This is a genomic window from Novosphingobium sp. P6W, assembly GCF_000876675.2.
GTDB lineage: Bacteria > Pseudomonadota > Alphaproteobacteria > Sphingomonadales > Sphingomonadaceae > Novosphingobium.
Map to the genome: position 1 here is coordinate 2929590 of NZ_CP030352.1, position 24656 is coordinate 2954245.

Sequence of the window (24656 nt, forward strand, 5' to 3'; positions counted from 1 at the left end):
CCGCCCTCACTGAAATGCCGGGAGCACCTGCTCCGCGAAGGTCCCGGCATATGCGAGGAAGCGCTCCGCCGGAAGCCCGGGCGGCATCATCATGGTGAAATGCTCTACCGGCGCCTTTTCCTGCAAACCGCGCAAATGGGCGATGGCTTCCTCGGGCGTCAGAATCTGGAGAATGCCGCTAGCCTTGAAGGCATCGAGGTCCATGGGCTTCAGGGCCGCCCCTTCCAGTCCGATCGCCTGATCTTCGTTCATCCAGGCGCCGTAGCTGTTGTTGACGTGGAGGAAGTAGGGTGCAAGCTCCTCCATCGCAGCCGCCTTGTCCTGCGCGACGACCAGCATCAACCCCTGAATCCAGATTTTCGCGAGCTTCGGGTCCTTGCCCTCGGCCTCCAGCTTCTGGCGATAGAGCGGCCAGATTTCGGTGTTGCCAAAGTAGCCGTCGCCGTATTTCGCTACGCGCTCCATGGCCTTGGGCGCGAAGCCGCCGATATAGAGCGGTATCTGGCCCCGGCTGGACAGCGGGCGGACCTGCGCGCCCTTGAGGGTGAAGAACCGGCCTTCGAAGTCCACAGTCTCGCCGTCCCACAGGCGGCGCACAAGGTGCAGGAATTCGTCGAAGCGGGCGCCCCGTTTGGTGAAGTCCAGCCCGTTAGCCGCGTATTCGCGGGCGCGGTAGCCGATCGCGAGGCCCAGTTGCAGCCGCCCGCCCGACAGAATGTCGAGCACCGCGCAGTCTTCGGCAAAGCGCAGCGGTTCGTACAAGGGGCCAAGCGCAATGCCGGTGCCCAGCTTCATGCGGCGAGTACGCGCGGCCACTGCGGCCAGCGTCACCAAGGGCGAAGGCATGTATCCGTCATCGGCCAGATGGTGTTCGGGCACCCATGCACCCTCAAAGCCCAGCGCCTCGGTTTCGGCGATGACGTCGAGCGTCTCGGCATAGAGCGCCTCGGGATCGCGGCGCCATGGTGCGGGGTTACGGAAGTCGTAAAGGTAGCCGAAGCTCATCTTGCCAGTCATGCGCGCCTTCTCCCCAGTGCTTGGGCAAAAGGTCTAGGCGCAGGTTCCGCTGCGGCAAGGCGCCGGGGCGATGAGTGGCACGGCCTTCCCGAGACAGGCCCGGGAAGGCCGGTTGGTCAGGCCACGTCCATCGCGTAGCCGGCGGCGCGCACGGTGCGGATCGGGTCGGTATCGCCGTCGCGGTTGATGGCCTTGCGCAGGCGGCGGATGTGAACATCCACCGTGCGCTCGTCGATATCGGAGTCCATGCCCCACACGCCGTCGAGGATCTGCTGGCGCGAAACCACCCGGTTCGGGCGCTCCATAAAGTAGCGCAGCAGGCGAAATTCTGTCGGACCCAGGTGCAGCGCCTCGCCGGCACGGCGGACGCGGTGGCTGGTGGCGTCAAGCTCGATATCGCCCCACGACAGCACACTGCCCGAAAGAGACGGACGCGCCCGTCGCAGCAGCGCCTCGATCCGGGCCATCAGTTCGCGCGGGGAAAACGGCTTGGTGACATAATCGTCCGCGCCGGTCTTGAGGCCGCGGATCATGTCCTCTTCCTCGCCGCGCGCGGTGACCATGATGATCGGGATTTGCGCGGTTTCCTTATCCTTGCGCAGCTGGCGGCAGACCTCGATACCGGGCACCTGCTCGATCATCCAGTCGAGCACGATGGCGTCAGGCACCTGTTCGCGCACCATCACCAGCGCCTCTTCACCGTCGCCGGTGGAGCGCACGTCGTAGCCTTCCGCGCTCAGGTTCCAGGTGAGGAGTTCGCACAGGGCGACGTCGTCCTCGACGACGAGGACGGAAGCGTTGGCGCTCATGCCAGCATGCCCGTCGTGTCGTCGGTCAGCGAATCGCGCTCGGTGCAATACTCGCCGGTGGCGGCATAGTAGACCATCTCGGCCACGTTGGTGGCGTGGTCGCCGATGCGCTCCAGGTTGCGGGCGATGAACAGCAACTGCGCGGCGCTGGTGATCGTCGCCGGGTTCTCCATCATGTGGGTCAGCAGCGAGCGGAACAGCGTGTTGTAGAACTGGTCCAGCTTCTGGTCGCGGCGGATGACTTCAACCGCCAGCGCGGCATCCCGCGAACCGTAGGCGTTGAGGACGTCGCGCACCATGCTCTCGGCGATCTCGGCCATTGTCGGGACCAGGGTGACCGGGTCGATCCGGGTGCGGCCTTCCAGCGCATTTACGCGCTTGGCGATGTTCTTGGCGTAATCGCCGATACGCTCGATGACGCCGGAGATCTTCAGCGCGGCGATGACGTCGCGCAGATCGTCGGCCATCGGCGCACGCAGCGCGATGGTACGAACCGCAAGGCGGTCCACTTCGGCTTCGAGCGCATCGAGCCGTGCGTCGGCGGCGACGACCTGGGCAGCAAGCTGCTCGTCGTGCTGGACCAGCGCGGTGATGGCATCGCGGATGGCGACTTCGGCGAGTCCGCCCATCTCGGCGACGAGCCCGCGAAGCTGGCCGATCTCGCTATCGAAGGCCTTGACGGTATGATCGACCATGACGTGTCCCTGTCAAATCACCACTCAGCCGTAACGGCCGGTGATGTAGTCCTTGGTGCGCACTTCGCGCGGATTGGTGAAGATCTGGTCGGTCTCGCCATATTCGACGAGACTGCCCAGATGGAAGAAGGCGGTGCGCTGCGAAACGCGGGCAGCCTGCTGCATCGAGTGGGTAACGATGACGATGGCGAAGCTTTCCTTCAGCTCGTCGATCAGTTCCTCGATGCGCGCGGTGGCGATGGGGTCGAGCGCGGAGCATGGCTCGTCCATCAGGATCACCTCGGGGCTGACAGCGATGGCGCGTGCGATGCACAGGCGCTGCTGCTGGCCGCCCGAAAGCGCGGTGCCGGCATCGGTAAGGCGGTCCTTGACCTCTTCCCACAGTCCGGCCTTGGTCAGCGCGCGCTCTACGATGATCTCCATGTCCGCCTTCGACGAGCCAAGGCCGTGGATACGCGGGCCGTAAGCCACGTTCTCGAAGATCGACTTCGGGAACGGGTTGGGCTTCTGGAAGACCATGCCGACACGGGCGCGCAGGGCGACCGGGTCCATGCTGGCTGCGTAGATATTCTCGCCGTCCAGCAGGATCTCACCGTCGACGCGGGCGCCGGCGATGGTGTCGTTCATTCGGTTGAGGGTACGCAGGAACGTCGACTTGCCGCAGCCCGAAGGGCCGATGAAAGCAGTGACGATACCGTTGTCGATGTCGATGGAAACGTCGTTGATCGCCTTCTTCTGTCCGTAGAAGACGTCGACGTTGCGGGCTGTGAGCTTTGTGTCTGTCATGTCCCTACCAGCGGACTTCGAATTTGTTGCGAAGATAGATCGCAATACCATTCATGGCGAGCAGGAAGACCAGCAGCACGATGATGGCGGCGGATGTGTTCTGGACGAAACCCTTGTCGATTTCGTCGGACCACAGGAAAATCTGCATCGGCAGCACGCTGGACGGCGAATTGAGGCTGTCAGGCGGGGTGGCGACGAAGGCGCGCATGCCGATCATCAGCAGCGGCGCGGTTTCACCAAGAGCGCGGGCCATGCCGATGATGGTGCCCGTGAGAATACCCGGCAGGGCCAGCGGCAGAACATGGTGGAAGGTGGTCTGCACCTTGCTCGCGCCGATGCCGTAGGCGGCTTCACGGATCGAGGGGGGCACCGCCTTGATGGCATTGCGTCCCGAGATCACGATCACCGGCATCGTCATCAGCGCCAGCGTGAGGCCGCCGACCAGCGGCGAGGAGCGCGGCATGCCCAGCGTGTTGATGAATACCGCCAGGCCCAGCAAGCCGAAGATGATCGAAGGCACCGCGGCCAGGTTGTTGATCGAAACCTCGATCCATTCGATCCAGCGTTTGCGCGGCGCGAATTCTTCCAGGTAGATCGCGGCCAGCACACCCATCGGGAAGCTGAGCAGCAAGGTAACGCCCATCGTCAGCAGCGACCCCTTGGTCGCGCCCCATACCCCGGCGATGGAGGCATTGGTGGAGTCCGAGCCCGACAGGAAGCTCCAGTCGAGACCGGTGACGCCGTTCTTGAGCATGATGACGAGCAGAAGGGCGAGAAACGAAAGGCTGAGGACGATCGCGCCAAGGCCGATCATCTTGAAGCGGCGCTCGGAAGCGTTGCGGCGCGCGATGCGCTTCGCCGCTTCGGGCGAATTCCAGTCTGATTTACTCATAGGCTTCGCGGAACCGCTTCACGACGCGCAGGGCGACGATGTTGAGGATGAGGGTGACGACGAACAGCACCAGCCCCAGCGCGAAGGCCGACAGCGTCTTGGGGCTGTTGAATTCCTGGTCGCCGGTCAGCATCTGAACGATCTGGTAGGTGACGGTCGTCATCGAGGCGAAGGGATTGGCCGAAAGGTTGGCGGCAGCGCCGGCGGCCATGACCACGATCATCGTCTCGCCGATGGCGCGGCTGATCGCCAGCATCACGCCCGCGACGATGCCCGGCAACGCGGCGGGAAGCAGCACCTTCTTGATCGTTTCGGACTTCGTGGAACCCAGCGCCAGTGAACCGTCACTCATCGCGCGCGGCACGGCGGCAAGCGCGTCGTCGGCCATCGACGAGACGAAGGGAATGATCATCACGCCCATGACCAGACCGGCGGCAAGCGCGCTTTCGGTCGAGGGGTTCTGCATGCCCATCGAGGCGGCGAAGTCGCGGATCATCGGCGCCACGGTCAGCGCGGCGAAGTAGCCGTAGACCACCGTGGGAATGCCCGCGAGGATCTCCAGCATCGGCTTGAGCCACTTGCGCATCGTACCCGAGGCATATTGCGTCAGGTAGACCGCGCTCATCAGGCCCAGCGGGATCGCCACGATCATGGCGATGATCGCGCCGATGTAGATCGTGCCCCAGAACAGCGGCACGGCGCCGAAGTTGTCGTTGATGTTGGCGCCCATCGTACTCGCCGGCGACCAGTGGGTGCCGGTGAGGAACGCGATCGGCGACACGTCCTTGAAGAACAGCCCGGCCTCGAACACCAAAGAGCCGACGATGCCGAAGGTGGTCAGCACCGCCATCAGCGACGCGGCCAGCAGCAGCGCCATCACCGCGCGCTCTACCTGGGTGCGGGCGCGGAAGTCAGCGCGGATGCGGGTGAAGCCGTAGCCTCCCCCGGCAATCGCGACGACCATGACCAGCAGCGCGCCGATGAGGCCGAAGCGGCCCTGCGCGGCGCGGATCGGTTCGACCAGCACGCGTGCTTCGGGGTTGAAAGCCGTGGCGGACGGATCGGACGCAAGGTTATGCGCCTCGGAGACGATCGCGCCCAGCGTCATCGGATCGGTCGGCAGGCTGGCGGCGGCGGGGTCGGCAAAGACCGCGCCTTCCACCAGCCCCGGCATGATCGCGGACCATACGCCCCAGGCAAGCAGCGCCGGAACGAGGATCCACAGGGCCATGTGCCAGCCGTGGTAGGCGGGCATCGAATGCATCGACCCCCGCCCCGTGTAGAGCAGCCGGGCCCGGCCCCGAGCGGCAAACCAGCCGACCAGACCCAGGCCGAAGACGGCCAGGAGAACTCCCGTAAGTATCATGACTGGCCGCCCGGCCCTTTCTTATCTTGGCTTACTTCAGCTCGGACGGATCGAGCGGGGTCATCTTGGCGGCGATATCCGCATTCTTGGTGCGCACGTCCTCCGGCGCGATGACCATGCCCTTTTTCTTCAGAAGGCCGTCAGCGCCCCAGGACTTCACCCACTCCGCCACGTAGCCCTGCAGGCCCTTGATGGGCGCGAGGTGCTGCTTCTTGACGTAGATGTAAAGCGGACGGGCACCCGGATAGGTGTAGTCCGAAATCGTCTGATAGGTGGGCTGGATGCCCGACATCGGGATACCCTTGATGCTTTCGGGGTTCTCTTCGAGGAACGAGAAGCCGAAGATGCCGATGGCCTTGGGGTTCTGCGAGATCTTCTGGACGATCAGGTTGTCGTTCTCGCCAGCGTCGACGTAGGGACCGTCTTCGCGGATGTCGTGGCAGGTCGCCTCGTACTTGTCCTTGTCGCTGTCCTTGAGCGCCTTGGTGGCGGCGTCGGTCTTGCAACCGGCTTCGAGGATCAGTTCCTTCAGCGCATCGCGCGTGCCCGAGGTGGACGGCGGGCCGTATACGAGGATCGGTTCGGCGGGAAGCGAAGGATTGACGTCCTTCCAGGTCTTGGCGGTGTTTGGCTTGCCGAACGGATTGGCGGCGAGCGCCTTGTAGATGTCGGTCGGGGTCAGGGTGAAGCCGGGACCGGTCTTCGATTCGGCAAAGGCGATGCCGTCGATGCCGACCTGGATTTCGACAATCTCCTTGACGCCGTTCTTCTGGCATTCCTCATACTCGGATTTCTTGATCCGGCGCGAGGCGTCCTCGATGTCAGGGTGCTGGGCGCCGACGCCGGCGCAGAACAGTTTCATGCCCGCGCCCGTTCCGGTCGATTCGATCACCGGCGACTTGCTGCCGCTGGATTTAGCATAAGCCTCGGCGACGGCGGTCGCGAAGGGGTACACGGTCGAGGAACCGACGCCGCGCACGAAATCGCGCGCGCCGGAGCCGGAACCGCCCGAACCACCGCAGGCGCTGAGCGCGGCCACGGAAACGGCGGCAAAGATCATGGTCTTGGTCGAACGCATTTTGAATACCCCTTGGGCTTCTATTGTGGGATGCCCCTATTGGCCTTCAATGACACTTCCATGACGATAAAGTGACATTGACGGGGCAACGCCGGTTTTGTTCGGCAAAAACACCATATCCGGCGAATTGGCCGCCATTGTGACACCCTGCATACCGGACGGCCGGGCAGGCTGACTGGCAGCCGGATCGGCACTCGCTTCGGCCGCCGGTCTAGAACCCGCCACGACTCATGGCAAGCGTGCCAGGCCGGGCGCGGCATGACGCTCCGCGACTCTCGACGGCGCACGCATGCCTCGCCTTGGCCCGCCTGGATGCCGGATAGCCGTTGGCGGGCCAGACTGTAATCTTGCGCCCATGTTGCCAAGGCAATGCTATTCTGTATCTCACCGGATCAGGGGCCGGACATATAGCAACATCGGCGGGGGAGTGGGCATGCCATACCAAGCAGGACGAGCAGCCGGGAATTGTGTCCCGAAAGTGTCATTTAACCGTCACTTTGAGGTCATATTGGCCACTCGCAAGGCGGCCCTCTTGCGAAAGACAGCGATTCCCATGCGTACTATCCTTCTCGGCGCCGCAGCGGCAAGTGCGATTACATTCGCGCAGCCAGCTTTCGCGCAGGCCGTCGATGCACAGGAAGCCGATGCCATGCGCGCAGAGATTCGCGAGCTTCGTACCCGTCTCGAGGCGCTGGAAAGCCGTCTCGGCGCTCCGACAGCAGCCCAGGCCGATGCCGCCGCGCCAGCGCCTGCTCTCGCGGCGACTGCCACCGCACCTGCAAACCCGTCGAAAAAGCCCGCCGACGAAGCCGAGATCAAGTGGAAGGGCAGTCCGCAGATCGTCCAGGGCGACCAGGCATTCAAGGTAAAGGGGCGCATCCAGGCCGACGCCAACTACGTTTCCGCGCCCAAGGGGCTGGCCGACCAGGGACTGGGCTTCGGCAGCGAAATGCGCCGCATCCGCCTTGGCGGCGAAGGCGCGTTCAGCAGCCACCTGTCCTACAAGCTGGAAGTCGAACTGTCGGACAACGCGGTCGACCTGGTCGATACGTTCATCACCTTCAAGGACGGCCCGTGGCAGTTGCAGTTGGGCAACCAGAACGCCTTCTGGTCACTGGACGAACTGACCGGCGACACCTCGGGCAGCACGATGGAACGTGCCGCCTTCACCGATGCCTTCGCCTTCGAGCGCCGCCTCGGCCTTGGCGCACAATACACACGCGGCGCGCTGATGGCGCAATTGGGCGTCTTCACGGATGACATCACCGCGCTCGCCAACAGCAGCGACGGTGTCAACGGCGGTGATGAGAACAACAGCTACAGCGTCGACGGCAGGCTGGTCTATGCACCCAAGATCGGCGACATCCAGCTGCACCTGGGCGCCTCTGCCCACTGGCGCCGCCTTGGGCGACTGTACGAAGCGAGCACCCGTTATCGCCAGCGTCCCTATGCGCATTCCACCAACACCCGCCTGATCGGAACGCCCGCGATGAACGTCGAGGACGAGACGATGTACGGCGCGGAACTCGCCGCGATCTCAGGCCGCCTGCACGGCGTGGCGGAATACTATACCCTGAGCGCCAACCGCGTGGACCTGTCCTCGGTCGCCTTCCACGGCGCCTACGGCGAAATCGGGTATTTCCTGACCGACGGCGACACGCGCGGCTACAAGGGCGGCATCTTCACCACCAATGCGCCGGCGCACCCGCTGGGCGACGGCGGCATCGGTTCGGTGCAGGTGAACCTGCGCTACGACTGGCTCGACCTCAACGACCGCGACATCCGGGGCGGCACACAGGATGGCTATATCGCCGCGCTGGTGTGGTCGCCGGTCCAGTACCTGCGCTTCAACGTAAACTACGCGCTTATGCACTACACCGGCGCGACCGCCCTGCCCTCGGGCGACCGCAACTACGACGCCAACGTCTTCGCGACGCGCTTCGAGTTCGACTTCTGAGGAACCCTTGCGCCCCGGATCATGTCCGGGGCGCAAGGGCGTTTACTCAGCGGGTTTGAGCGGCAGCATCAGCGAAGCCGTCGTGCCCACGCCGGGGCGGCTTTCGATGTCGAAGCGGCCACGGTGGCGCTCGACGATGTGCTTGACGATCGACAGGCCCAGCCCGGTGCCTCCGGCCGCGCGGCTGCGGCTGGTGTCGGCGCGGTAGAAACGCTCGGTCACGCGCGGCAGGTGCTCGGGCTTGATGCCCTCGCCCTCGTCACGCACCGAAACCAACACCCAGCCGGTGCTTGCCGCCTCGACCAGAACCTCTACCGGACCATCGGCGCGCGCGTACTTGCGCGAATTGTCGATGAGGTTTCGCAGCACCTGCGACAGCTGCCCCCGGTCACCCGCGATCACCGCAGCGGCGCAGTTCGCCCGGACCGACACCTGCGTGCCGTCCCGGAACTCCCCGGCGACCTCGTGCGCCAACGCCACCATATCGATGCTGTCGTGCGGCGCCTCATGCTTCAACGCCTCGATACGCGAGAGCGACATGAGATCCGAGATCAGTGCCTGCATGCGCTGCGCTTCGTGGCGGATCGTGCCCAGGAACCGGCCGCGCAGCGCCTCGTCGCCGCCCGCCTTCGGGTTCATCAGCGTCTCGCAGTAGCCGATAACATTGGCCAGCGGAGTGCGCAGTTCGTGGCTGGCATTGGCCACGAAATCGGCATGCGCCTTGGCCACGCTGACACGCTCCGACAGGTCGTACAGGCTGACGATCCGCTCGTTCGGGCCGGCGACCTTGCAGTCCACCTCCCATTCCGAGCCGCCGGTGGACAAGCCCTTGATCCGCGCAGAACCGCCCTTCTCACTGAGGATCGCGGCGACCGCGCGCGGCTCGCGGATGGCGATGCGCACGTCCTGGCCGACGATATGCGCGCCGAGCAGCGCCTTTGCGGCACTGTTGGCGAACCGAACCTGACCGCGCGATACCATCATCGCCGGGGTCTGGAGGTGTTCGAGGAGGTGGACTCCCTCGATGCTCATGCGCGTATCTCTCCGGTGGTTCACGTCGGCCATGCATTGGATTTACAAGGCGATCCAGCGCGCGTGACATGGTTTCACTACATTCTTGTTGCAACATTCGTATTCAAACGCCCGCGAAATGACATTTTCGTGGCTGCCCGGCTGGTGGCGACATTGGAAAACATGCTTTCGCGGCCCGAACCGGGCTAGCGCTTCGGGGATGGCGTGGCTATGCTGCATCTGCGTGGCCCATGCGTCGATGAACGGACGCGGGGCCAAAGACAGCCAGACAATGGTACATCACGGAAGCGAGGAGGAGCGCGACCGTCCGGTGGAAAGGTATCCGTGACACAATTCACTTCCGATCGCCTGCTCCTCTTCGGCGCCACAGGTGATCTCTCCCGCAGGATGTTGCTCCCTTCGCTTTGCGCGCTCGACGCGGAAGGCCTGCTTGGCACGAACATCGAAATCATCGGCACGGCCCGGTCCGAAATGGACGACCTGGGCTTTCGCAACTTCGCGCGTGAAGCGCTGGAACAGTTCCTGCCCGCCAACCGGCGTGGCGGCATCGCCCAGTTCCTCAACCGGCTGAGCTACCAGGCGCTGGACGCCAACGACATCGAGGGCTTCCATGCCCTGGCGAAGAAAGTCGGCACCCCCGAAACAGGCCTGTCGATCTTCCTGTCGACCGCGCCCAGCCTGTTCGAGGCGACCATCCACGGCCTCGAGAAAAGCGGCCTTGCCGGCCCGAACGTGCGTATCGGCCTGGAAAAGCCGCTGGGCATCGACCTTGCTTCCAGCAAGGTCATCAACGACGCCGTCCACCACGCCTTCCCCGAAGACCGGATTTACCGGATCGACCATTACCTCGGCAAGGAAACGGTCCAGAACCTGCTGGCGCTGCGCTTTGCCAACCTGATGTTCGAACCGCTGTGGAACGCCGCGCATATCGACCATGTGCAGATCACCGTCTCCGAGACCGTCGGCCTCGAATCGCGCGTGGGCTACTATGACGATTCGGGCGCGCTGCGTGACATGGTCCAGAACCACATGCTCCAACTCCTCGCGCTCGTCGCGATGGAGCCGCCGGTTTCGTACGACGCCACCAACGTGCGTGACGAGAAGGTCAAGGTCCTGCGCTCCCTGCGCAAGGTCAACGTGGAAGACACCGTCACTGGCCAGTACCGCGCGGGCGCCATCGGCGGCCAGGCCGTGCCCGGCTACGACGATGAACTCGGCAAGGATTCCGACACCGAGACTTTCGTCGCGATCAAGGCCCATATCGACAACTGGCGCTGGCAAAGCGTGCCTTTCTACCTGCGCACCGGCAAGCGCATGCCCAAGCGCACGACCGAGATCGTCGTGCAGTTCCGCGATGTGCCGCATTCGATCTTCACCGGGCGCGGCGCCAAGACGGTGCCCAACCGGCTCGTCATCGGGCTGCAGCCGGAAGAGAACATCACGCTCTCGCTGATGGCCAAGGTTCCGGGGCTGGACCGCAATGGCTACGGCCTGCGCTCGGTGCCGCTGGCGATCACCACGCCTGACGCTTTCGCCGGGCCGCAGCGGCGCATCGCCTATGAACGCCTGCTGCTAGACCTGATCGAAGGCGATCAGACGCTGTTCGTCCGCCGCGACGAAGTGGAGGCTCAGTGGGACTGGATCGACGCGATCCGGGCCGGCTGGGAGGAACAGCAGCAGACGCCCAAGACTTACACATCCGGAAGCTGGGGCCCTTCGGCCGCCATCGCGCTCGCCGAGCGCAATGGCGTCACATGGCACGAGTAAGCTGCCTTCAAGGCATCACGCTTTCGAATTGAGATCGGCCGCTGATGCGTGCCTCGTGTCTGCCCCATACGTTTTAACGGGGGACACGGGGCCGCACGGATCAGCCGGACCGCGCAAAAGACCAGGAGTGAACCCATGACCAACCTCAACCCGGCGGGCCTTAATCCGGTGGTAGAGCGCGTGACCCAGCGCGTCATCGAGCGTTCCCGTCCGAGCCGCCAGCGATACCTCGACATGGTCGAGCGCGAGGCGGACAACCATTCCGACCGCAGCTTCCTGTCGTGCTCCAACCTCGCGCACGGTTTTGCCGCCTCGGGTGAGGACAAGGCCACGATCTCGGCGGGCAAGTCGATCAACCTCGGCATCATCACCGCCTACAACGACATGCTCAGCGCCCATCAGCCTTATGGCCGCTACCCCGACCAGATGAAGCTGTTCGCCCGCGAAGTGGGCGCTACCGCGCAAGTCGCCGGCGGCGTCCCCGCCATGTGCGACGGCGTGACCCAGGGCTTCGACGGCATGGAGCTGTCGCTGTTCAGCCGCGACACCATCGCCCTGTCCACCGCGATCGGCCTCAGCCATGCCATGTTCGACGGCACCGCGCTGCTGGGCATCTGCGACAAGATCGTCCCCGGCCTGTTCATCGGCGCGATGCGCTTCGGCCATCTGCCCGCGATCTTCGTGCCCGCCGGACCCATGCCCAGCGGCATCTCCAACAAGGAAAAGCAGAAGACCCGCCAGCTCTATGCCGAAGGCAAGGTCGGGCGCGAGGAACTGCTCGCCAGCGAGAGCGCCAGCTACCACTCGGCCGGCACCTGCACGTTCTATGGCACCGCCAATTCCAACCAGATGATGATGGAACTGATGGGCCTGCACGTGCCCGCATCCGCCTTCGTCCAGCCCAATACGCCGTTGCGCCAGGCGCTGACCCGCGAAGCCACGCATCGCCTCGCCGCGATGACCCGCAAGGGTGAGGACTATCGCCCGATGGCCAAGGTGGTCGACGAAAAGGCGATCATCAACGCCATTGCCGGCCTGCTGGCGACCGGCGGGTCGACCAACCACGCGATCCACCTGCCCGCCATGGCCCGCGCGGGCGGCATCCTGATCGACTGGGAGGACTTCGACGAGCTGTCCTCCGTTGTCCCGCTCATCACCCGCGTCTATCCCAATGGCTCGGGCGACGTGAACCACTTCCAGGCGGCCGGCGGCATCGGCTGGGTGATCCGCGAACTGCTGGGCGCCGGCCTTGCCCACGGCGATGTGCTGACCGTGGCGACAGGCGGCATGGCCGCCTATGCCAGCGAGCCGGTGATGCGCGATGACAAGCTGAGCTGGATCCCCATCCCCGAGAGCACCGACGACACGATGGTCCGCCCGGTCTCCAACCCGTTCCTGCCCGATGGCGGCATGCGCTTGGTCCAGGGCAACCTGGGCCGCGGCACCTTCAAGACCAGCGCCGTCGACGAACAGCGCTGGACCATCGAGGCGCCGTGCCGGGTGTTCGATACGCAGGAAGGCGTGTCGCAGGCGTTCAAGGCGGGCGAGCTTGACCGCGACGTGATCGTTGTCGTGCGTTTCCAGGGTCCGCGCGCCAACGGCATGCCCGAACTGCACAAGCTGACGCCGCCGCTGGGCGTGCTTCAGGACAAGGGGTTCAAGGTGGCCCTCGTCACCGACGGGCGCATGTCGGGCGCATCGGGCAAGGTTCCCGCCGCGATCCACGTCACCCCGGAAGCACTGGGCGGCGGCCCGCTGGCCTACCTGCAGGACGGCGATATCGTGCGCCTTTGTGCCGAGGACGGCACACTGTCGACCACGGCGGACCTTTCCGCCCGCGAGCCTGCGCCCACTCCGCCCCCGGCGATCGGCATGGGCCGCGAACTGTTCGCGATGTTCCGCATGAACGCGGGCGGCGCCGAGCAGGGCGGCTCCTCGATGCTGGAGCTGGCCGGACTGTGAGCGATAATACGGAGAGGAAAATGACTGAACTGGTGGCCGTCGACATCGGCGGCACCCATGCGCGCTTCGCGCTTGCCACCATCGGCGAAGACGGCGCCGTCACCTTGGGCGAACCCGCTACGCTGCATACCAAGGATCATGGCAGCTTCCAGCTTGCCTGGCAGGCGTTTCGCGACATGAACGGCGGCACCCTGCCCGATGCCGTCGCCATGTCGGTCGCCGGGCCGGTGGGCAACGAGGTCATCAAGTTCACCAACAACCCCTGGATCCTGCGCCCCGCCAAGATCCAGGAGATGCTTGGCCCCACCCGCCAGACCATCATCAACGATTTCGCCGCCGTGGCCCACGCCGTCGCCTGCGCGCACGAGGATGATTTCCTGCACCTCACCGGCCCGGAAGGACCGCTGCCGACCACCGGAACGCTCAGCGTCCTGGGCCCCGGCACCGGCCTTGGCGTGGCGCACCTGTGGAAGGACGGCAAAGGCGGCTATCACGTTCAGGCCACCGAGGGCGGTCATATCGACTATGCCCCGCTGGACCTGATCGAGGACGCCATCCTTGCCCGTTTGCGCAGGCGCCACAACCGCGTCTCGGTGGAGCGCGTTGTATCCGGCCCGGCCATCGTCGACATCTACGCCACTCTTGCGGCGATGGAACAAAAGGCCATAGCCGAGAAGACCGACGTGGAAATCTGGACCGCCGCCGCCAGCGGCGAGGACAGCATGGCCGTCGCCGCAGTGGACCGGTTCTGCCTCGCCCTGGGCGCGGCAGCGGGTGACTATGCCCTGGCGCACGGCGCCGGCGGCGTCGTCATCGCCGGGGGCCTGGGATACCGTATCCGCGAAACCATCCAGTCGTCCGGCTTTGCCGAACGCTTCCGCGCCAAGGGCCGCTTTTCCGGCCTGATGGCCACCCTGCCCGTCAAGCTCATCACTCATCCGCAGCCCGGCCTGTTCGGCGCAGCGGCAGCCTTTGCAAGGGAACACCTGTTATGACCACTATGCCCCCCCTTACGCTCTCAGCTGCCGTCGAAAAGGTCATGCGCCTTGCCCCCGTGATCCCGGTGCTGGTGATCGAGGACATCGAACACGCCCTGCCGATCGCCGAGGCGCTCGTCGCCGGCGGCCTGCCCGCGCTGGAAGTGACGCTGCGCACCGAATGCGCGATCGAGGCAATCCGCATCATGAAGCAAGTCCCCGGCGCCATGGTCGGCGCCGGCACCGTGCTGACCCCGGACGACCTTGCCCGCTCGCTCGACGCGGGCGCGGAATTCATCGTCTCTCCCGGCCTTACCCCCACGCTGGGCCAGGCCGCGCTTGACGCGGGCGTCCCGTTCCTGCCCGGCACCGCCAATGCCAGCGACGTGATGCTGGCGCTGGAAATGGGCTTCAACCGCCTGAAGTTCTTCCCCGCGATGGCCGCCGGCGGACCGCCTGCGCTCAAGGCGATCTCCGCTCCGCTGCTCGCCGCGAAGTTCTGCCCCACCGGCGGCGTCACGCCCGAAAACGCGGCCGAGTGGCTCGCCCTCGACGCGGTGCTGTGCGTCGGCGGCAGCTGGATGGTGCCCAAGGGCAAGCCGGACGCGGCAAAGATCGAGGCCGCCGCCCGCGTCGCTGCCGGGCTGGCACGCTGATGGCCGCGCCGGGCGAAGCGAACCTGCGCACGGTCGATCAACTCGACGCGCGCCTCAAGGAGCTGCACAAGCTCACCGCGCAGACGCCGCTTTTCAACCCCGTGTTCCAGCTTGGCCTGGAACTGTCGCGGGCGCTGGAGAACGGCGAGATGTCCCTCGACCATATCGAAGCGCTCGTCGCCGAGATGGACTGCGAGGGGCTGCGCGCCCGTGCCGCCCGGCTCGACCGCATTCTCGAAACCGTACCCATTGCCGAAAACGACAAGTTGCTCGGTGAAGCCGCCGCGAAGACCGCGCAGGACGACGATTTCAGTGCCTTCGCGGTGCGCTGGCAACGCCCCGCCGCCCATGTCGTCTTCACTGCGCACCCGACGTTCCTGCTGAACGCCGCGCAGACCGAAGCGGTCGCGCATTCCGCCTCGAACGGTGATTTCAGCGAGGCCTCCGTCTGCGTCGCCTCATCCGAGCGCGATACGATCACGCTCGACAGCGAACACGACGCCGCGATGGCCGCGATCGCGCGGGGCCAGAAGGCCCGCGACCGCATCACCGGCCACCTGCTGGACATCGCCGCCGCCCGCTGGCCCAAGCGCTGGAAGGGTCTGAACCCGATGCCGGTGCGCTTCGCCCACTGGGTCGGCTACGACATGGACGGCCGCACCGATATTTCGTGGTCGACCTCGATCCGTTACAGGCTTGAGGAAAAAGCCGAGCGGCTTGCCGGTTACGCCGCCGCGCTCGAAAAGGCGGCGCCGGAAGTCTCGGCGCAGCTTGCCCGCGCCCACGCGCATACCGCCGAAGCCGCCAGCGCCTTCCGGCAGGACCTGACCGACCCGGAAGCGCTTTCCTCCGCCGCCAACGGCCTGACCGCCGCCCACCCGGACAAGATCGTCAGCCTTGAGCCGATCATCACCCGGCTGGAGGAAGACGCCCGCCACGCCGACCAGGAACAGGCCCGCGCGCTCCTCGTCGCAGCCGCCGCGATGCGCAGCGACGGCCTTGGCATGGGCTGGATTCATTTCCGCGTGAACGCCTCGCAGCTTCAGAACGCAATCCGCCGCCGTATCGACCCGGACGGCAAGCTCAGCCTTGCCAGCCAGGCGGCGCTGGTGCGGATGCGCGAACTGCTGGCCGAAGTGAAGCCGCTCACCTCGAACTTCGCCGCGCTGGCGATCGAGAACAGCACCGCCGTGCGCCAGTTCCTGGCCATGGCGCAGATCCTCGGCCACATCGACGCCGATTCGCCCATCCGCATGCTGGTGGCCGAGTGCGAGGAACCCACCACGGTCCTTGCCGCGCTCTATTTCGCGCGCATGTTCGGGATCGACGACAAGGTCGACGTCTCGCCTTTGTTCGAGACCGAAACCGCGCTGGAACACGGCGGCCGCTTCCTCGATGCGGTGCTGGCAGAGCCGGCCTACCGCGATTATGCACGCAAGCGCGGCCGCGTGGCGATCCAGACCGGGTTCTCCGATGCGGGCCGCTTCGTGGGACAGGTTCCCGCCGCGCTGGCGATCGAGCGTCTTCAGGGCCGCCTTGCCGAAGCGATGGCTGCCAACGGTCTGTCGGACGTGTGCGCGCTGATCTTCAACACCGGCGGCGAATCGATGGGGCGGGGCTGCCACCCTTCGTCCATCGACGACCGTTTCGACTGGCAGATGTCCCCCTGGGCGCGCCGCCGCTTCCTGCGCGCATCGATCCGGCTGGAGCCGGAAGTCTCGTTCCAGGGCGGTGACGGTTACCTCTGGTTCGGGTCGGACGAACTGGCGCTCGCCACCCTCACCCGCATGACCGAGCGGCCGCTGTGGGACGCGGACGTGGGCGCGCCGACCGATCCGTTCTATCGCCGCACCGACCTCAGCCTGGATTTCTACCGGGCGATCCGCGGCATCCAGCACGAGCATCTGGAATCCAGCACCTATAGCCGCGCCATCACCGCGTTCGGGCTGGGCCTGCTGAACGACACCGGCAGCCGCAAGGCGCGCCGCCAGTCCGACCTCGCCTCCGACCGAACAATGAGCCTGCGCCAGATCCGCGCGATCCCGCACAATGCGATCCTGCAGCAGCTCGGCTATCCGGTGAACGTGATCGCCGGCATCGGCACGGCGGCGGACGGCAACCGCGAGGAAATCGCAAGCCTTCTGCGTGACAGCGCGCGCGGCCGGCAGATCGTGCGTCTGGCCCGCGCGGCCAATGCGCTGGCCTCAATCAAGACCGTCTCGGCTTATGGTGAGCTGTTCAACTCCGCTTACTGGGCCAGCCGCCCCTATCGCGGTGACGAGCAGCAGATTTCCGACGCTTGCCTCAAGCTGGCCGAATATCTGACCAAGGACGACCGCACCGGCGTCTACCGCCGCCTCGCCTCGCGCCTGCGGGTCGATGCACTGAAGCTGCACCGCCTGCTGGACCTGATCCCCGACGAAGCCCCGCTCAAGGACCGCGAGCATACCCGCCGCAGCCTCGGCGTGCTGCATTCGTTAAGGATCGCGCTGTTCCAGCACATGTTCCTGCGCGCGGTGATGGTTCCGGCCTTCAGCCGTGCCAACGACATCAGCCGCGACGACGTGCTGGAGATGTTCTTTACCCTTCGCGTCGAGGACGGCCTGGCCCAGCTGCGCCGCGCCTTCCCGGTGCACTTCCCCTCGATCAGCGATTTCGCAGTGGAAGCGCCCAGCGATTACCCGGATTCCAGCGCGACGGGGTATGCCGGCATCCACAAGGACTACATCGACCCGATCGCCCGCTCCCACGCGCTGTCCCTGAGAATCACGACGGCGCTGGCGAACGAGTTCGGCGCCCACGGGTAAGGCCGGGTTCCTCCCCGAGCCAGTCTTGGGGAGGAACGCTTATCTCCGGCACATCGCCAGTTCTTCCCGCAAGGTTTCGACCAGCTGCGCCGCCGGCATAGGCCGCGCCAGCGGTGCGCCCTGCCCGGCCCACTGCGCCCCGAAACCATGCTCCCCGCGCGCCTTGGCGGCGGCGTTGAGGGCTTTTCCCGCGTCATAGGCAATCGGATAGTCCGGCACCGGGACATCGCCAGCCAGGGCGGTGAAGCGGTTCGCCAGCGCACGGGCCGGCCGCCCCGAAATCAGGGGCGTCAGCACGGTGCGATAGGCGCCCGGTCCCGCCAGCGCGGCGCGATAGGCATCATCGGCCGCCGATTCGGGACAGCCGACAAAGGCCGTCCCCATCTGCGCCGCCACCGCGCCAAGATCGAGCGCGGCGGCAATTCCCGCCCCGTCCATGATCCCGCCCGCCGCGACCACCGGCAGCGAACCTTCGCGCACCAGAAGCCGCGTCAGCGCCATCGTGCCAAGCTGCGCATCGGGCGCGGCAGGATCGAACATCCCCCGGTGCCCGCCTGCCTCGATGCCCTGTGCCACCACCACGTCGATGCCCGCCGCCGCAGCCGCCCGCGCTTCGTCGAGGCTCGTCACGCTTGCCAGCAGCGCCGCGCCGCGCCCGTGCAGGGCGGCAATCGCCTCGGCCGAAGGCAGGCCGAAATGGAAGCTGACGACGGGCGGCGCCTGCTCCACCAGCAGCGCGAGCATATCCGCATCGTCGGCAAAGCTGCGGTAGATGGTGCGCAGCGCCTTTGGCGGCTCGGCGCCGAATTCGACGAACAGCGAACGCAGCCACTGCGTCCACGCCGTCTCACGCGCGGGATCGGCAACGGGCGCTGCATGGACGAACACGTTGACGTTGAACGCCCGCTCCGTCCGCGCCCGCACTTCGCCGATCATCGCCCTCGCGCCGGCGGCATCGGTGGCTCCTACCGCAATCGAGCCCAGCGCACCTGCGTTCGATACCTGCGCCGCCATTTCGGGCGTGCTGGTGCCCGCCATCGGCGCCTGAATCAGGGGAATGCTCAGGTCAAACCGCTCAAGAAAAGTCATCGCACCCTCTCGTTCGCTATGGCGTCCGCGTGCGATATAGGTGCTGCCCGGCAGGCGGCCAAGGGTCAGTCCCCCGCGCCGGTCGCCCGCAGCAGGAACGATTTCGCTGCATTTTCAAGCATCGCTGTATCGGGCGAGCCCGGCAGAATGGCCGCCAGCAGATCGGTGTCCTTGAGCAGCATCTTCGCCCCATGTTCGAAGGCGCGCGGCTGGGGAATGCGCGCGTAGACCTCGAAGCCGAAGCTGCGGCCCGAACTGGCCTTGACCAGCTCCGCCAGCGCCTTCCGGTCCACCCCCAGCGCCTCGCCCGCCTGCAAGGCCGCCTGCGCCAGTCCCATGTTCGCGGCCATCAGCGCATTGTTTACGATCTTGGCCTTCTGCCCTGCGCCCGCCGGGCCAAGCAGGACTATCAGCGCGGCGAAGCTCTCGAACACGGGGCGGGCCTGCTCGAAAGCTGCAGGCGAACCCCCGCACATCACCGTCATCGTCCCCGCCTCTGCGCCGGGCGCGCCGCCGCTGACCGGGGCATCGACCATCGCGACGCCCCGGCGCGAGCACAGCCCCTCCACCGCATCGGCGGTCTGCGGCAGAACTGTGGAATGGAGTGCAAGCAGGCTGCCCGGCTTCATCGCGGGGACCAACCGGCCGCAGATATCCAGCACGTCCGCATCGTTGACCACGCAGAGCCCCACGTGATCGCAGGCAGCGCCAAGCTCCTCGATGCTGGCGGCAACCCCGGCGCCTTTCTGCGCGAAGTCGGCTGCCGCGTCGGGCCGCCGCGCCCAGACCGTCAGCGGGAACCGCGCGAGCATCCGGTGCGCCATCGGTGCGCCCTGGCTGCCGATGCCGATGAAGCCTGTGCGGATGCCGGTCATATGTGTCTCTCCTCGTCCCCGTTTTGCCGAGCAGAGCGCGCGCCGAAGCCGCTGTCCAGCGCCCCGCCGCCCACCATCGTCCGGGCGGCGCGCGGGAGCGAAATTCGTCATTTCCAGCCTATTTTCGCCGGGTTTGCGCGTTTCCATCACTACGATGGACTTCGGCCCGCCGCTTTCCTATGTTTCGTATACACGCAATAATTTTACAATGAGGATGGCATGGCACCTGCCTCGCGCACCGCCGCGCAAGACCTGAAAACGCTCTGCGACCTGCTCGCCCCCATCGTCGGCGAAGACCGCGCCGTGTGGGTGCTGGACACGCTGGAAATCGACCCTGCCCTGGGCGGCGGCAAGGACCGCGCCAGCCGCGCGCAAGTCGCGATGGCGCTCAACGCCGCGCTGTTCCTCGACCTGCTGGACCGGGTGCCGACCGCGGCGCGCTACGTCAGCGAAATGCGCGAAAAAGGCGAGGCCATCGTCTTCGACCACGGCGCCCTGCGTACCATCGCTGGAGAGACCGGCGCGCTGCCTTCGGGCCACGAGGCGTTCCTGCGCTTCCTCGCGCCTTTGGGCTACGAAGTGAGCGGCCTCTATCCGCTGCCCGCGCTGACGATGACCGGCCGCGCCTTCGTGCAGACCGACCTGCCGGAAACGGTGCCGCAGTTCTTCGTCTCCGAGTTGCACATCGACCAGCTGCCCCAGCCCGCTCAGGACGCCGCCGCAAGGATCTTCGGCGCTTCGAGCGACCCACTCGGCGAAGCGGAATGGCTCGCGCTCAATACGATCGGGCGGCATAGCGACTGCTCCATCGAGGACGGCATCACGATCCTGAAGGGCGCGCTTGCCGCTTTCGCCCGCCAGCATCCGGCACCTGCGCTGGAAGACTACCAAACTCTGCTCGAACACAGCAAGGAAGGCGCCTGGATCGCCACCGAGGGTAATGCCTTCAACCACGCGACCACCCGCGTCGCCGACGTGCAGGCCCATTCCGAAGAACTGAAAGCCGCCGGGTATCCGCTCAAGCCTGCGGTCGAAATCTCTCGCAACGGCCGCGTGCGCCAGACCGCGATCCTGGCGGACAAGGTAGCCCGCCCCTTCAGCCTCGCCGATGGCGGGGAAACGTCGCTGGACGTGCCCGGCTCGTTCTACGAATTCATCACCCGCGATATCGCCCTGGAGACCGGCAAGCTCGACCTCACCTTCGACAGCGGCAACGCCACCGGCATCTTCGCCGTGACGAGGGGCGCATGACCATGCTGCAATCCTTCAATCCCGCCACCGGCGAAACCGTGTGGGAAGGCGAGATCGCCGGCCCCGAGGCGGTCTCTGCTGCCCTCATGCGCGCCCGCAAAGCCTTCCCCGCCTGGGCCGCCCTGTCGGTATCCGAGCGCATCGCGGTGGCGGAACGTTACAAGGCCGCGCTGGAGGCCCGCAAGGACGCCATCGCGCAAATCATCGCGCGCGAAACTGGCAAGCCCCTGTGGGAGACCCGCACCGAAGTCGCCTCGATGATCGGCAAGGTCGGCCTGTCGATCACCGCGCAGGCGGAGCGCGCGGGCGACAGGCACAGCGCCATGCCGTTCGGTCAGGCCGTGCTGCGCCACCGCCCGCACGGCGTGATGGCGGTGCTGGGTCCGTTCAACTTCCCCGGCCATCTTCCCAACGGCCACATCGTCCCCGCCCTGATCGCGGGCAACACGGTGGTGTTCAAACCCTCCGAGATGACCCCCGCCACCGGCGCGGCAATGGCGGAGTGCTGGGCAGAGGCACTGGCAGATCACCGCCACGTCTTTCAATGCATCCAGGGCGCGCGTGAAACGGGCGAAGCGCTGGTCGCCGGGCACATCGACGGCCTGCTGTTCACCGGCTCGGCAGGGGCAGGCGCGCACTTCCGCCGCATCTTCGCTGACCGGCCGGACGTGATCCTCGCTCTCGAACTGGGCGGCAACAACCCCCTGATCGCATGGGATTCAGCAGACGTGGACGAGGCTGCTTCGGTCGTCGTCCAGTCGGGCTTCATCACCACCGGCCAGCGCTGTTCCTGCGCCCGCCGGCTGATCGTGCCCGACAATGCCTTCGGCGCCGCGTTGGTGGACGCCGTGGCCCTGCTGGCAGACCGCATCGTCATCGGCGCATGGAATGAAACGCCGGAACCATGGATCGGGCCGCTCATATCGGACGCGGCAGCGCAGGCCGCCAAGGCCCGCTTTGCCGAACTGGTCGAGCGCGGCGCGAAGGTGATCCGTCCCCTGAGCGGCGTAGAGGGCCGCTCAGGGGCCTTCGTGACCCCGGCCATGCTGGACGTCACCGGCATTTTCGTCCCCGATGAGGAAATCTTCGCGCCCGTCCTGCAGATCAGCCGCGTGCCGGACTTCGATGCCGCGATCGAGGCGGCCAACAACACCCGCTTCGGCCTCTCTGCCGGCCTCATCAGCGCCGACGATGCGCTGTGGCAGCGCTTCCTCGTCGAGGGCCGCGCCGGGGTGGTCAACCGCAACCGCCCGACCACGGGCGCCGCCGGTTCGATGCCCTTCGGCGGCCTGGGCGAAAGCGGCAACCACCGCCCCAGCGCCTACTACGCCGCCGATTACTGCGCCTACCCGGTCGCCAGTTTCGAAGCGGCGGACGCCAGCGGCAACAGCGCCGCACTGACCGGCAAGCTGCGGGCATGAGCCTCACCAGCGAAGAACAGGGCCTCATCGCGCCGGTCGAGCGGGCGCCCATCCTCTCGCGCACGCTGGAATGGGCGTCGATCAACAGCGGCACCGGCAATCTGGACGGTCTTGCCGCGATGGCCGGATATCTGGCCGATGCCTTCGCGCAGCTTCCCGGCGAAGTGCGACTGGTCGATGCCGCCCCGGTCGAAAAAGTCGACGGCAAGGGCGAACTTCGCGAGGTCGGGCACGGCCGCCACCTCGTCCTCTCGGTACGTCCCGAGGCGGCGCGACGGGTGATCCTGACCGGCCACATGGACACCGTCTACGCGCGCGAACATCCCTTCCAGACCTGCGCCTGGCTGGACGAAGACACCCTAAACGGCCCCGGCACGGCCGACATGAAGGGCGGCCTTTCGCTGATGCTGGCGGGGCTGGCCGCTTACGAACAGGCCGCGCCCACGCTCGGCTACGATGTCCTCATCAACAGCGACGAGGAGACCGGCTCGCTCTCCTCCGCCGCGCTGATCGCGCAGATGGCGCAGGGCAAGCTGGCGGCGCTGACGTACGAGCCCGCCCTGCCCGATGGCTCCATGGCACGCGCCCGCCCCGGATCGGGCAACTATTCCGCGGTCGTCACAGGCCGCTCCGCTCACGCCGGGCGTAACCCGCAGGACGGGCGCAACGCCCTTGTCGCCGCCAGCGATCTTGCCATGCGCCTCGCCGCCGGAGTGCGCGAGGGGCTGACGATCAACCCCGCCCGGATCGAGGGCGGCGCGCCCAACAATACTGTGCCCGACCTCGCCATCCTGCACTTCAACCTACGCCCCCGCACCCCCGAGCTTGCCGCAATCGCCCGCGCCCTGATCGACGAGGCGGTGGCCGCAGTCAGCGCCGCGCATGAGGTGCAGATCCACCTCCACGGCCACGTCTCCCGCCCGCCCAAGCCGATCACGCCGCGAACCGAAGCGCTGTTCGGCCTCGTCAGCAAGGCCGCCACCGACCTGGGTCAGCCGATGCGCTGGCAGGACACCGGCGGCGTGTGCGACGGCAACAACATCGCCGCCTGCGGTGTGCCCGTGCTGGACACGATGGGCGCGCTGGGCGGCTCCATCCATTCACCGCAGGAGTTCATGATCGCCAGTTCGCTCGATGCCCGCGCCCGCCTCACGGCATTGGTGATGCACCGCCTCGACCGTTACGGAGCGGTGCCCGCATGACCTTCCTGCTCAGAACCGCGCAGGAGCGCGACCTCGAATCGCTGTACCGCATGGCCAAGGGCACTGGCGGCGGCTTCACCAACCTGCCCCCCGACCGGCCCACCCTTCAGGCCAAGCTGGAACGCGCCGCGAAAAGCTTCGCCCGTGACGACGGCCAGATAGCCAACGACCTGTTCGTGTTCATCCTCGAAGACACCGCCGATGGAAAAGTGCGCGGGACCTGCCAGGCGTTCTCGCAGGTGGGCACCGAACTGCCGTTCTATTCCTACCGCATCGGCCGCATCACCCAGCATTCCAAGGAACTGGACCGCACTTTCCGCGCCGAAATGCTCACTCTTTGCACTGACCTCGACGGGGCGAGCGAAGTGGGCGGGCTGTACCTCGACGCTACCGAACGCTCGGCGGGCGTGGGCAAGCTGCTGGCACGCAGCCGCTACCTGTTCATTGCCGCCCACCGTGACCGCTTCGGCGACATGACCCTGGCCGAACTGCGCGGCGCCATCGACGATGCCGGAAACTCGCCGTTCTGGGACGGTCTTGCAGGCCGGTTCTTCGACATGAGTTTCCGCGATGCGGACGAATTCAACGGCACTCACGGCAACCAGTTCATCGCCGACCTCATGCCCAAGCACCCCATCTATACCGCGCTGCTTTCCGAAGGCGCGCGGCAGGTCATGGGCCAGCCTCACTATTCGGGGCGCCCCGCCATGCGGATGCTGGAGAGCGAGGGTTTCGCCTTCCAGAACTACGTCGACATCTTCGACGGCGGCCCGACCATGATCGCCCGCACCGACCAGATCCGCACCGTTCAGGCCGCGCGAACGGCGAAGATCGGCGCGATTGGCCCGGGCAGCAAAGGCGAGGCCACGCACCTGATCGCGGCCGGGCGACTGGCCGATTTCCGCGCCTGCCTTGGCCAGATCACGGGGGACAGCGTGACGCTGGACGAGGATGCCGCCGCGCTGCTGGGCGTGGGTCCGGGCGATACGATCACTTACACACCGGCCTGAAAGAGAC

General features: G+C 66.3%; 20 protein-coding genes. 10 read left to right on the forward strand and 10 right to left on the reverse strand.

The features are described 5' to 3' along the window. Positions 1–6 precede the first annotated feature (6 nt). The 7 genes from TQ38_RS14060 to TQ38_RS14090 all read right to left on the reverse strand — a co-directional run bounded on the left by TQ38_RS14060 (position 7) and on the right by TQ38_RS14090 (position 6643). Entirely contained in the window at positions 7–1017 is a 1011-nt protein-coding gene (locus tag TQ38_RS14060) for an LLM class flavin-dependent oxidoreductase (protein ID WP_043971253.1), read from the reverse strand. 116 nt (positions 1018–1133) lie between these two features. Continuing rightward, positions 1134–1826 carry a phosphate regulon transcriptional regulator PhoB gene (gene phoB, locus TQ38_RS14065; RefSeq protein ID WP_043971255.1) on the reverse strand — a complete coding sequence of 231 codons (693 nt, stop codon included), beginning with the start codon at positions 1824–1826 and terminating at the stop codon, positions 1134–1136. Then, the gene (phoU, locus tag TQ38_RS14070; protein ID WP_043971257.1) at positions 1823–2521 is read right to left on the reverse strand and encodes a phosphate signaling complex protein PhoU; all 699 of its coding nucleotides are present in this window, start codon (positions 2519–2521) and stop codon (positions 1823–1825) included. Before phoU ends, phoB begins: the two co-directional genes overlap by 4 nt. A 24-nt stretch (positions 2522–2545) precedes the next feature. After that, a complete protein-coding gene (pstB, locus tag TQ38_RS14075) occupies positions 2546–3307 on the reverse strand; it encodes a phosphate ABC transporter ATP-binding protein PstB (protein ID WP_043971259.1) in 762 nt (253 codons plus the stop codon). Positions 3308–3311: 4 nt separating this feature from the next. Further along, positions 3312–4199, reverse strand: a complete 888-nt coding sequence (gene pstA, locus TQ38_RS14080; RefSeq protein WP_043971261.1) for a phosphate ABC transporter permease PstA — start codon at positions 4197–4199, stop codon at positions 3312–3314. Next, on the reverse strand, positions 4192–5565 hold the full coding sequence (gene pstC, locus TQ38_RS14085; protein ID WP_043971263.1) for a phosphate ABC transporter permease subunit PstC: 1374 nt from the start codon (positions 5563–5565) through the stop codon (positions 4192–4194). The genes pstA and pstC overlap by 8 nt, the downstream gene beginning before the upstream one ends. A 31-nt stretch (positions 5566–5596) precedes the next feature. After that, complete coding sequence (locus TQ38_RS14090) at positions 5597–6643, reverse strand: substrate-binding domain-containing protein (RefSeq protein WP_043971265.1); 1047 nt, start codon at positions 6641–6643, stop codon at positions 5597–5599. Between the two features lie 553 nt (positions 6644–7196). On the opposite strand from TQ38_RS14090, the gene TQ38_RS14095 reads away from it, so the two are divergent. Continuing rightward, complete coding sequence (locus tag TQ38_RS14095; protein ID WP_043971267.1) at positions 7197–8600, forward strand: OprO/OprP family phosphate-selective porin; 1404 nt, start codon at positions 7197–7199, stop codon at positions 8598–8600. Between the two features lie 42 nt (positions 8601–8642). On the opposite strand, the gene TQ38_RS14100 is transcribed toward TQ38_RS14095, so the two are convergent. After that, positions 8643–9632, reverse strand: coding sequence for a cell wall metabolism sensor histidine kinase WalK (locus TQ38_RS14100; RefSeq protein ID WP_043971268.1), 990 nt, complete (start codon positions 9630–9632; stop codon positions 8643–8645). Positions 9633–9956: 324 nt separating this feature from the next. Between TQ38_RS14100 and zwf the strand changes: the two genes are divergently transcribed. The 5 genes from zwf to TQ38_RS14125 all read left to right on the forward strand — a co-directional run bounded on the left by zwf (position 9957) and on the right by TQ38_RS14125 (position 17801). Beyond that, the gene (gene zwf / locus TQ38_RS14105; RefSeq protein WP_043971270.1) at positions 9957–11399 is read left to right on the forward strand and encodes a glucose-6-phosphate dehydrogenase; all 1443 of its coding nucleotides are present in this window, start codon (positions 9957–9959) and stop codon (positions 11397–11399) included. Between the two features lie 135 nt (positions 11400–11534). Next, on the forward strand, positions 11535–13361 hold the full coding sequence (edd, locus tag TQ38_RS14110; protein WP_043971272.1) for a phosphogluconate dehydratase: 1827 nt from the start codon (positions 11535–11537) through the stop codon (positions 13359–13361). A 20-nt stretch (positions 13362–13381) separates the two neighbouring features. Then, positions 13382–14356 carry a glucokinase gene (locus TQ38_RS14115; RefSeq protein WP_043971275.1) on the forward strand — a complete coding sequence of 325 codons (975 nt, stop codon included), beginning with the start codon at positions 13382–13384 and terminating at the stop codon, positions 14354–14356. After that, positions 14353–14994, forward strand: a complete 642-nt coding sequence (gene eda / locus TQ38_RS14120; RefSeq protein WP_043971277.1) for a bifunctional 4-hydroxy-2-oxoglutarate aldolase/2-dehydro-3-deoxy-phosphogluconate aldolase — start codon at positions 14353–14355, stop codon at positions 14992–14994. Before TQ38_RS14115 ends, eda begins: the two co-directional genes overlap by 4 nt. Then, complete coding sequence (locus TQ38_RS14125) at positions 14994–17801, forward strand: phosphoenolpyruvate carboxylase (RefSeq protein ID WP_043971279.1); 2808 nt, start codon at positions 14994–14996, stop codon at positions 17799–17801. Before eda ends, TQ38_RS14125 begins: the two co-directional genes overlap by 1 nt. 39 nt (positions 17802–17840) lie before the next feature. Here TQ38_RS14125 and TQ38_RS14130 read toward each other — a convergent pair whose 3' ends face one another. Further along, positions 17841–18890 (reverse strand): nitronate monooxygenase family protein, encoded by a 1050-nt coding sequence (locus TQ38_RS14130; RefSeq protein WP_043971282.1) that lies wholly within the window; start codon positions 18888–18890, stop codon positions 17841–17843. 65 nt (positions 18891–18955) lie between these two features. Further along, complete coding sequence (locus TQ38_RS14135; RefSeq protein WP_043971285.1) at positions 18956–19765, reverse strand: NAD(P)-dependent oxidoreductase; 810 nt, start codon at positions 19763–19765, stop codon at positions 18956–18958. Between the two features lie 219 nt (positions 19766–19984). Here TQ38_RS14135 and TQ38_RS14140 point away from each other — a divergent pair, with 219 nt between their 5' ends. Genes TQ38_RS14140 through TQ38_RS14155 form a run of 4 tightly spaced genes read left to right on the forward strand, consistent with a single transcriptional unit; the run spans position 19985 to position 24649 of the window. Then, complete coding sequence (locus tag TQ38_RS14140) at positions 19985–21016, forward strand: 2-oxoadipate dioxygenase/decarboxylase family protein (protein ID WP_043971288.1); 1032 nt, start codon at positions 19985–19987, stop codon at positions 21014–21016. Positions 21017–21018: 2 nt separating this feature from the next. Then, positions 21019–22437, forward strand: a complete 1419-nt coding sequence (astD, locus tag TQ38_RS14145) for a succinylglutamate-semialdehyde dehydrogenase (protein WP_370059803.1) — start codon at positions 21019–21021, stop codon at positions 22435–22437. After that, positions 22434–23639, forward strand: a complete 1206-nt coding sequence (locus TQ38_RS14150; protein WP_043971293.1) for a hydrolase — start codon at positions 22434–22436, stop codon at positions 23637–23639. Before astD ends, TQ38_RS14150 begins: the two co-directional genes overlap by 4 nt. Then, positions 23636–24649, forward strand: a complete 1014-nt coding sequence (locus TQ38_RS14155; protein ID WP_043971297.1) for an arginine N-succinyltransferase — start codon at positions 23636–23638, stop codon at positions 24647–24649. Before TQ38_RS14150 ends, TQ38_RS14155 begins: the two co-directional genes overlap by 4 nt. Positions 24650–24656 lie beyond the last annotated feature (7 nt).

What these genes read in the sequence shown, in the direction of transcription:
- TQ38_RS14095 (WP_043971267.1), top strand. Translation starts at nt 7,197, where the DNA reads ATGCGTACTATCCTTCTCGGCGCCGCAGCGGCAAGTGCGATTACATTC.
- pstC (WP_043971263.1), bottom strand. Translation starts at nt 5,565, where the DNA reads ATGATACTTACGGGAGTTCTCCTGGCCGTCTTCGGCCTGGGTCTGGTC.
- TQ38_RS14140 (WP_043971288.1), top strand. Translation starts at nt 19,985, where the DNA reads ATGGCACCTGCCTCGCGCACCGCCGCGCAAGACCTGAAAACGCTCTGC.
- TQ38_RS14155 (WP_043971297.1), top strand. Translation starts at nt 23,636, where the DNA reads ATGACCTTCCTGCTCAGAACCGCGCAGGAGCGCGACCTCGAATCGCTG.
- TQ38_RS14130 (WP_043971282.1), bottom strand. Translation starts at nt 18,890, where the DNA reads ATGACTTTTCTTGAGCGGTTTGACCTGAGCATTCCCCTGATTCAGGCG.
- TQ38_RS14150 (WP_043971293.1), top strand. Translation starts at nt 22,434, where the DNA reads ATGAGCCTCACCAGCGAAGAACAGGGCCTCATCGCGCCGGTCGAGCGG.
- pstA (WP_043971261.1), bottom strand. Translation starts at nt 4,199, where the DNA reads ATGAGTAAATCAGACTGGAATTCGCCCGAAGCGGCGAAGCGCATCGCG.
- TQ38_RS14060 (WP_043971253.1), bottom strand. Translation starts at nt 1,017, where the DNA reads ATGACTGGCAAGATGAGCTTCGGCTACCTTTACGACTTCCGTAACCCC.
- TQ38_RS14100 (WP_043971268.1), bottom strand. Translation starts at nt 9,632, where the DNA reads ATGAGCATCGAGGGAGTCCACCTCCTCGAACACCTCCAGACCCCGGCG.
- TQ38_RS14135 (WP_043971285.1), bottom strand. Translation starts at nt 19,765, where the DNA reads ATGACCGGCATCCGCACAGGCTTCATCGGCATCGGCAGCCAGGGCGCA.
- TQ38_RS14090 (WP_043971265.1), bottom strand. Translation starts at nt 6,643, where the DNA reads ATGCGTTCGACCAAGACCATGATCTTTGCCGCCGTTTCCGTGGCCGCG.
- TQ38_RS14115 (WP_043971275.1), top strand. Translation starts at nt 13,382, where the DNA reads ATGACTGAACTGGTGGCCGTCGACATCGGCGGCACCCATGCGCGCTTC.
- eda (WP_043971277.1), top strand. Translation starts at nt 14,353, where the DNA reads ATGACCACTATGCCCCCCCTTACGCTCTCAGCTGCCGTCGAAAAGGTC.
- phoU (WP_043971257.1), bottom strand. Translation starts at nt 2,521, where the DNA reads ATGGTCGATCATACCGTCAAGGCCTTCGATAGCGAGATCGGCCAGCTT.
- phoB (WP_043971255.1), bottom strand. Translation starts at nt 1,826, where the DNA reads ATGAGCGCCAACGCTTCCGTCCTCGTCGTCGAGGACGACGTCGCCCTG.
- TQ38_RS14125 (WP_043971279.1), top strand. Translation starts at nt 14,994, where the DNA reads ATGGCCGCGCCGGGCGAAGCGAACCTGCGCACGGTCGATCAACTCGAC.
- pstB (WP_043971259.1), bottom strand. Translation starts at nt 3,307, where the DNA reads ATGACAGACACAAAGCTCACAGCCCGCAACGTCGACGTCTTCTACGGA.
- astD (WP_370059803.1), top strand. Translation starts at nt 21,019, where the DNA reads ATGCTGCAATCCTTCAATCCCGCCACCGGCGAAACCGTGTGGGAAGGC.
- edd (WP_043971272.1), top strand. Translation starts at nt 11,535, where the DNA reads ATGACCAACCTCAACCCGGCGGGCCTTAATCCGGTGGTAGAGCGCGTG.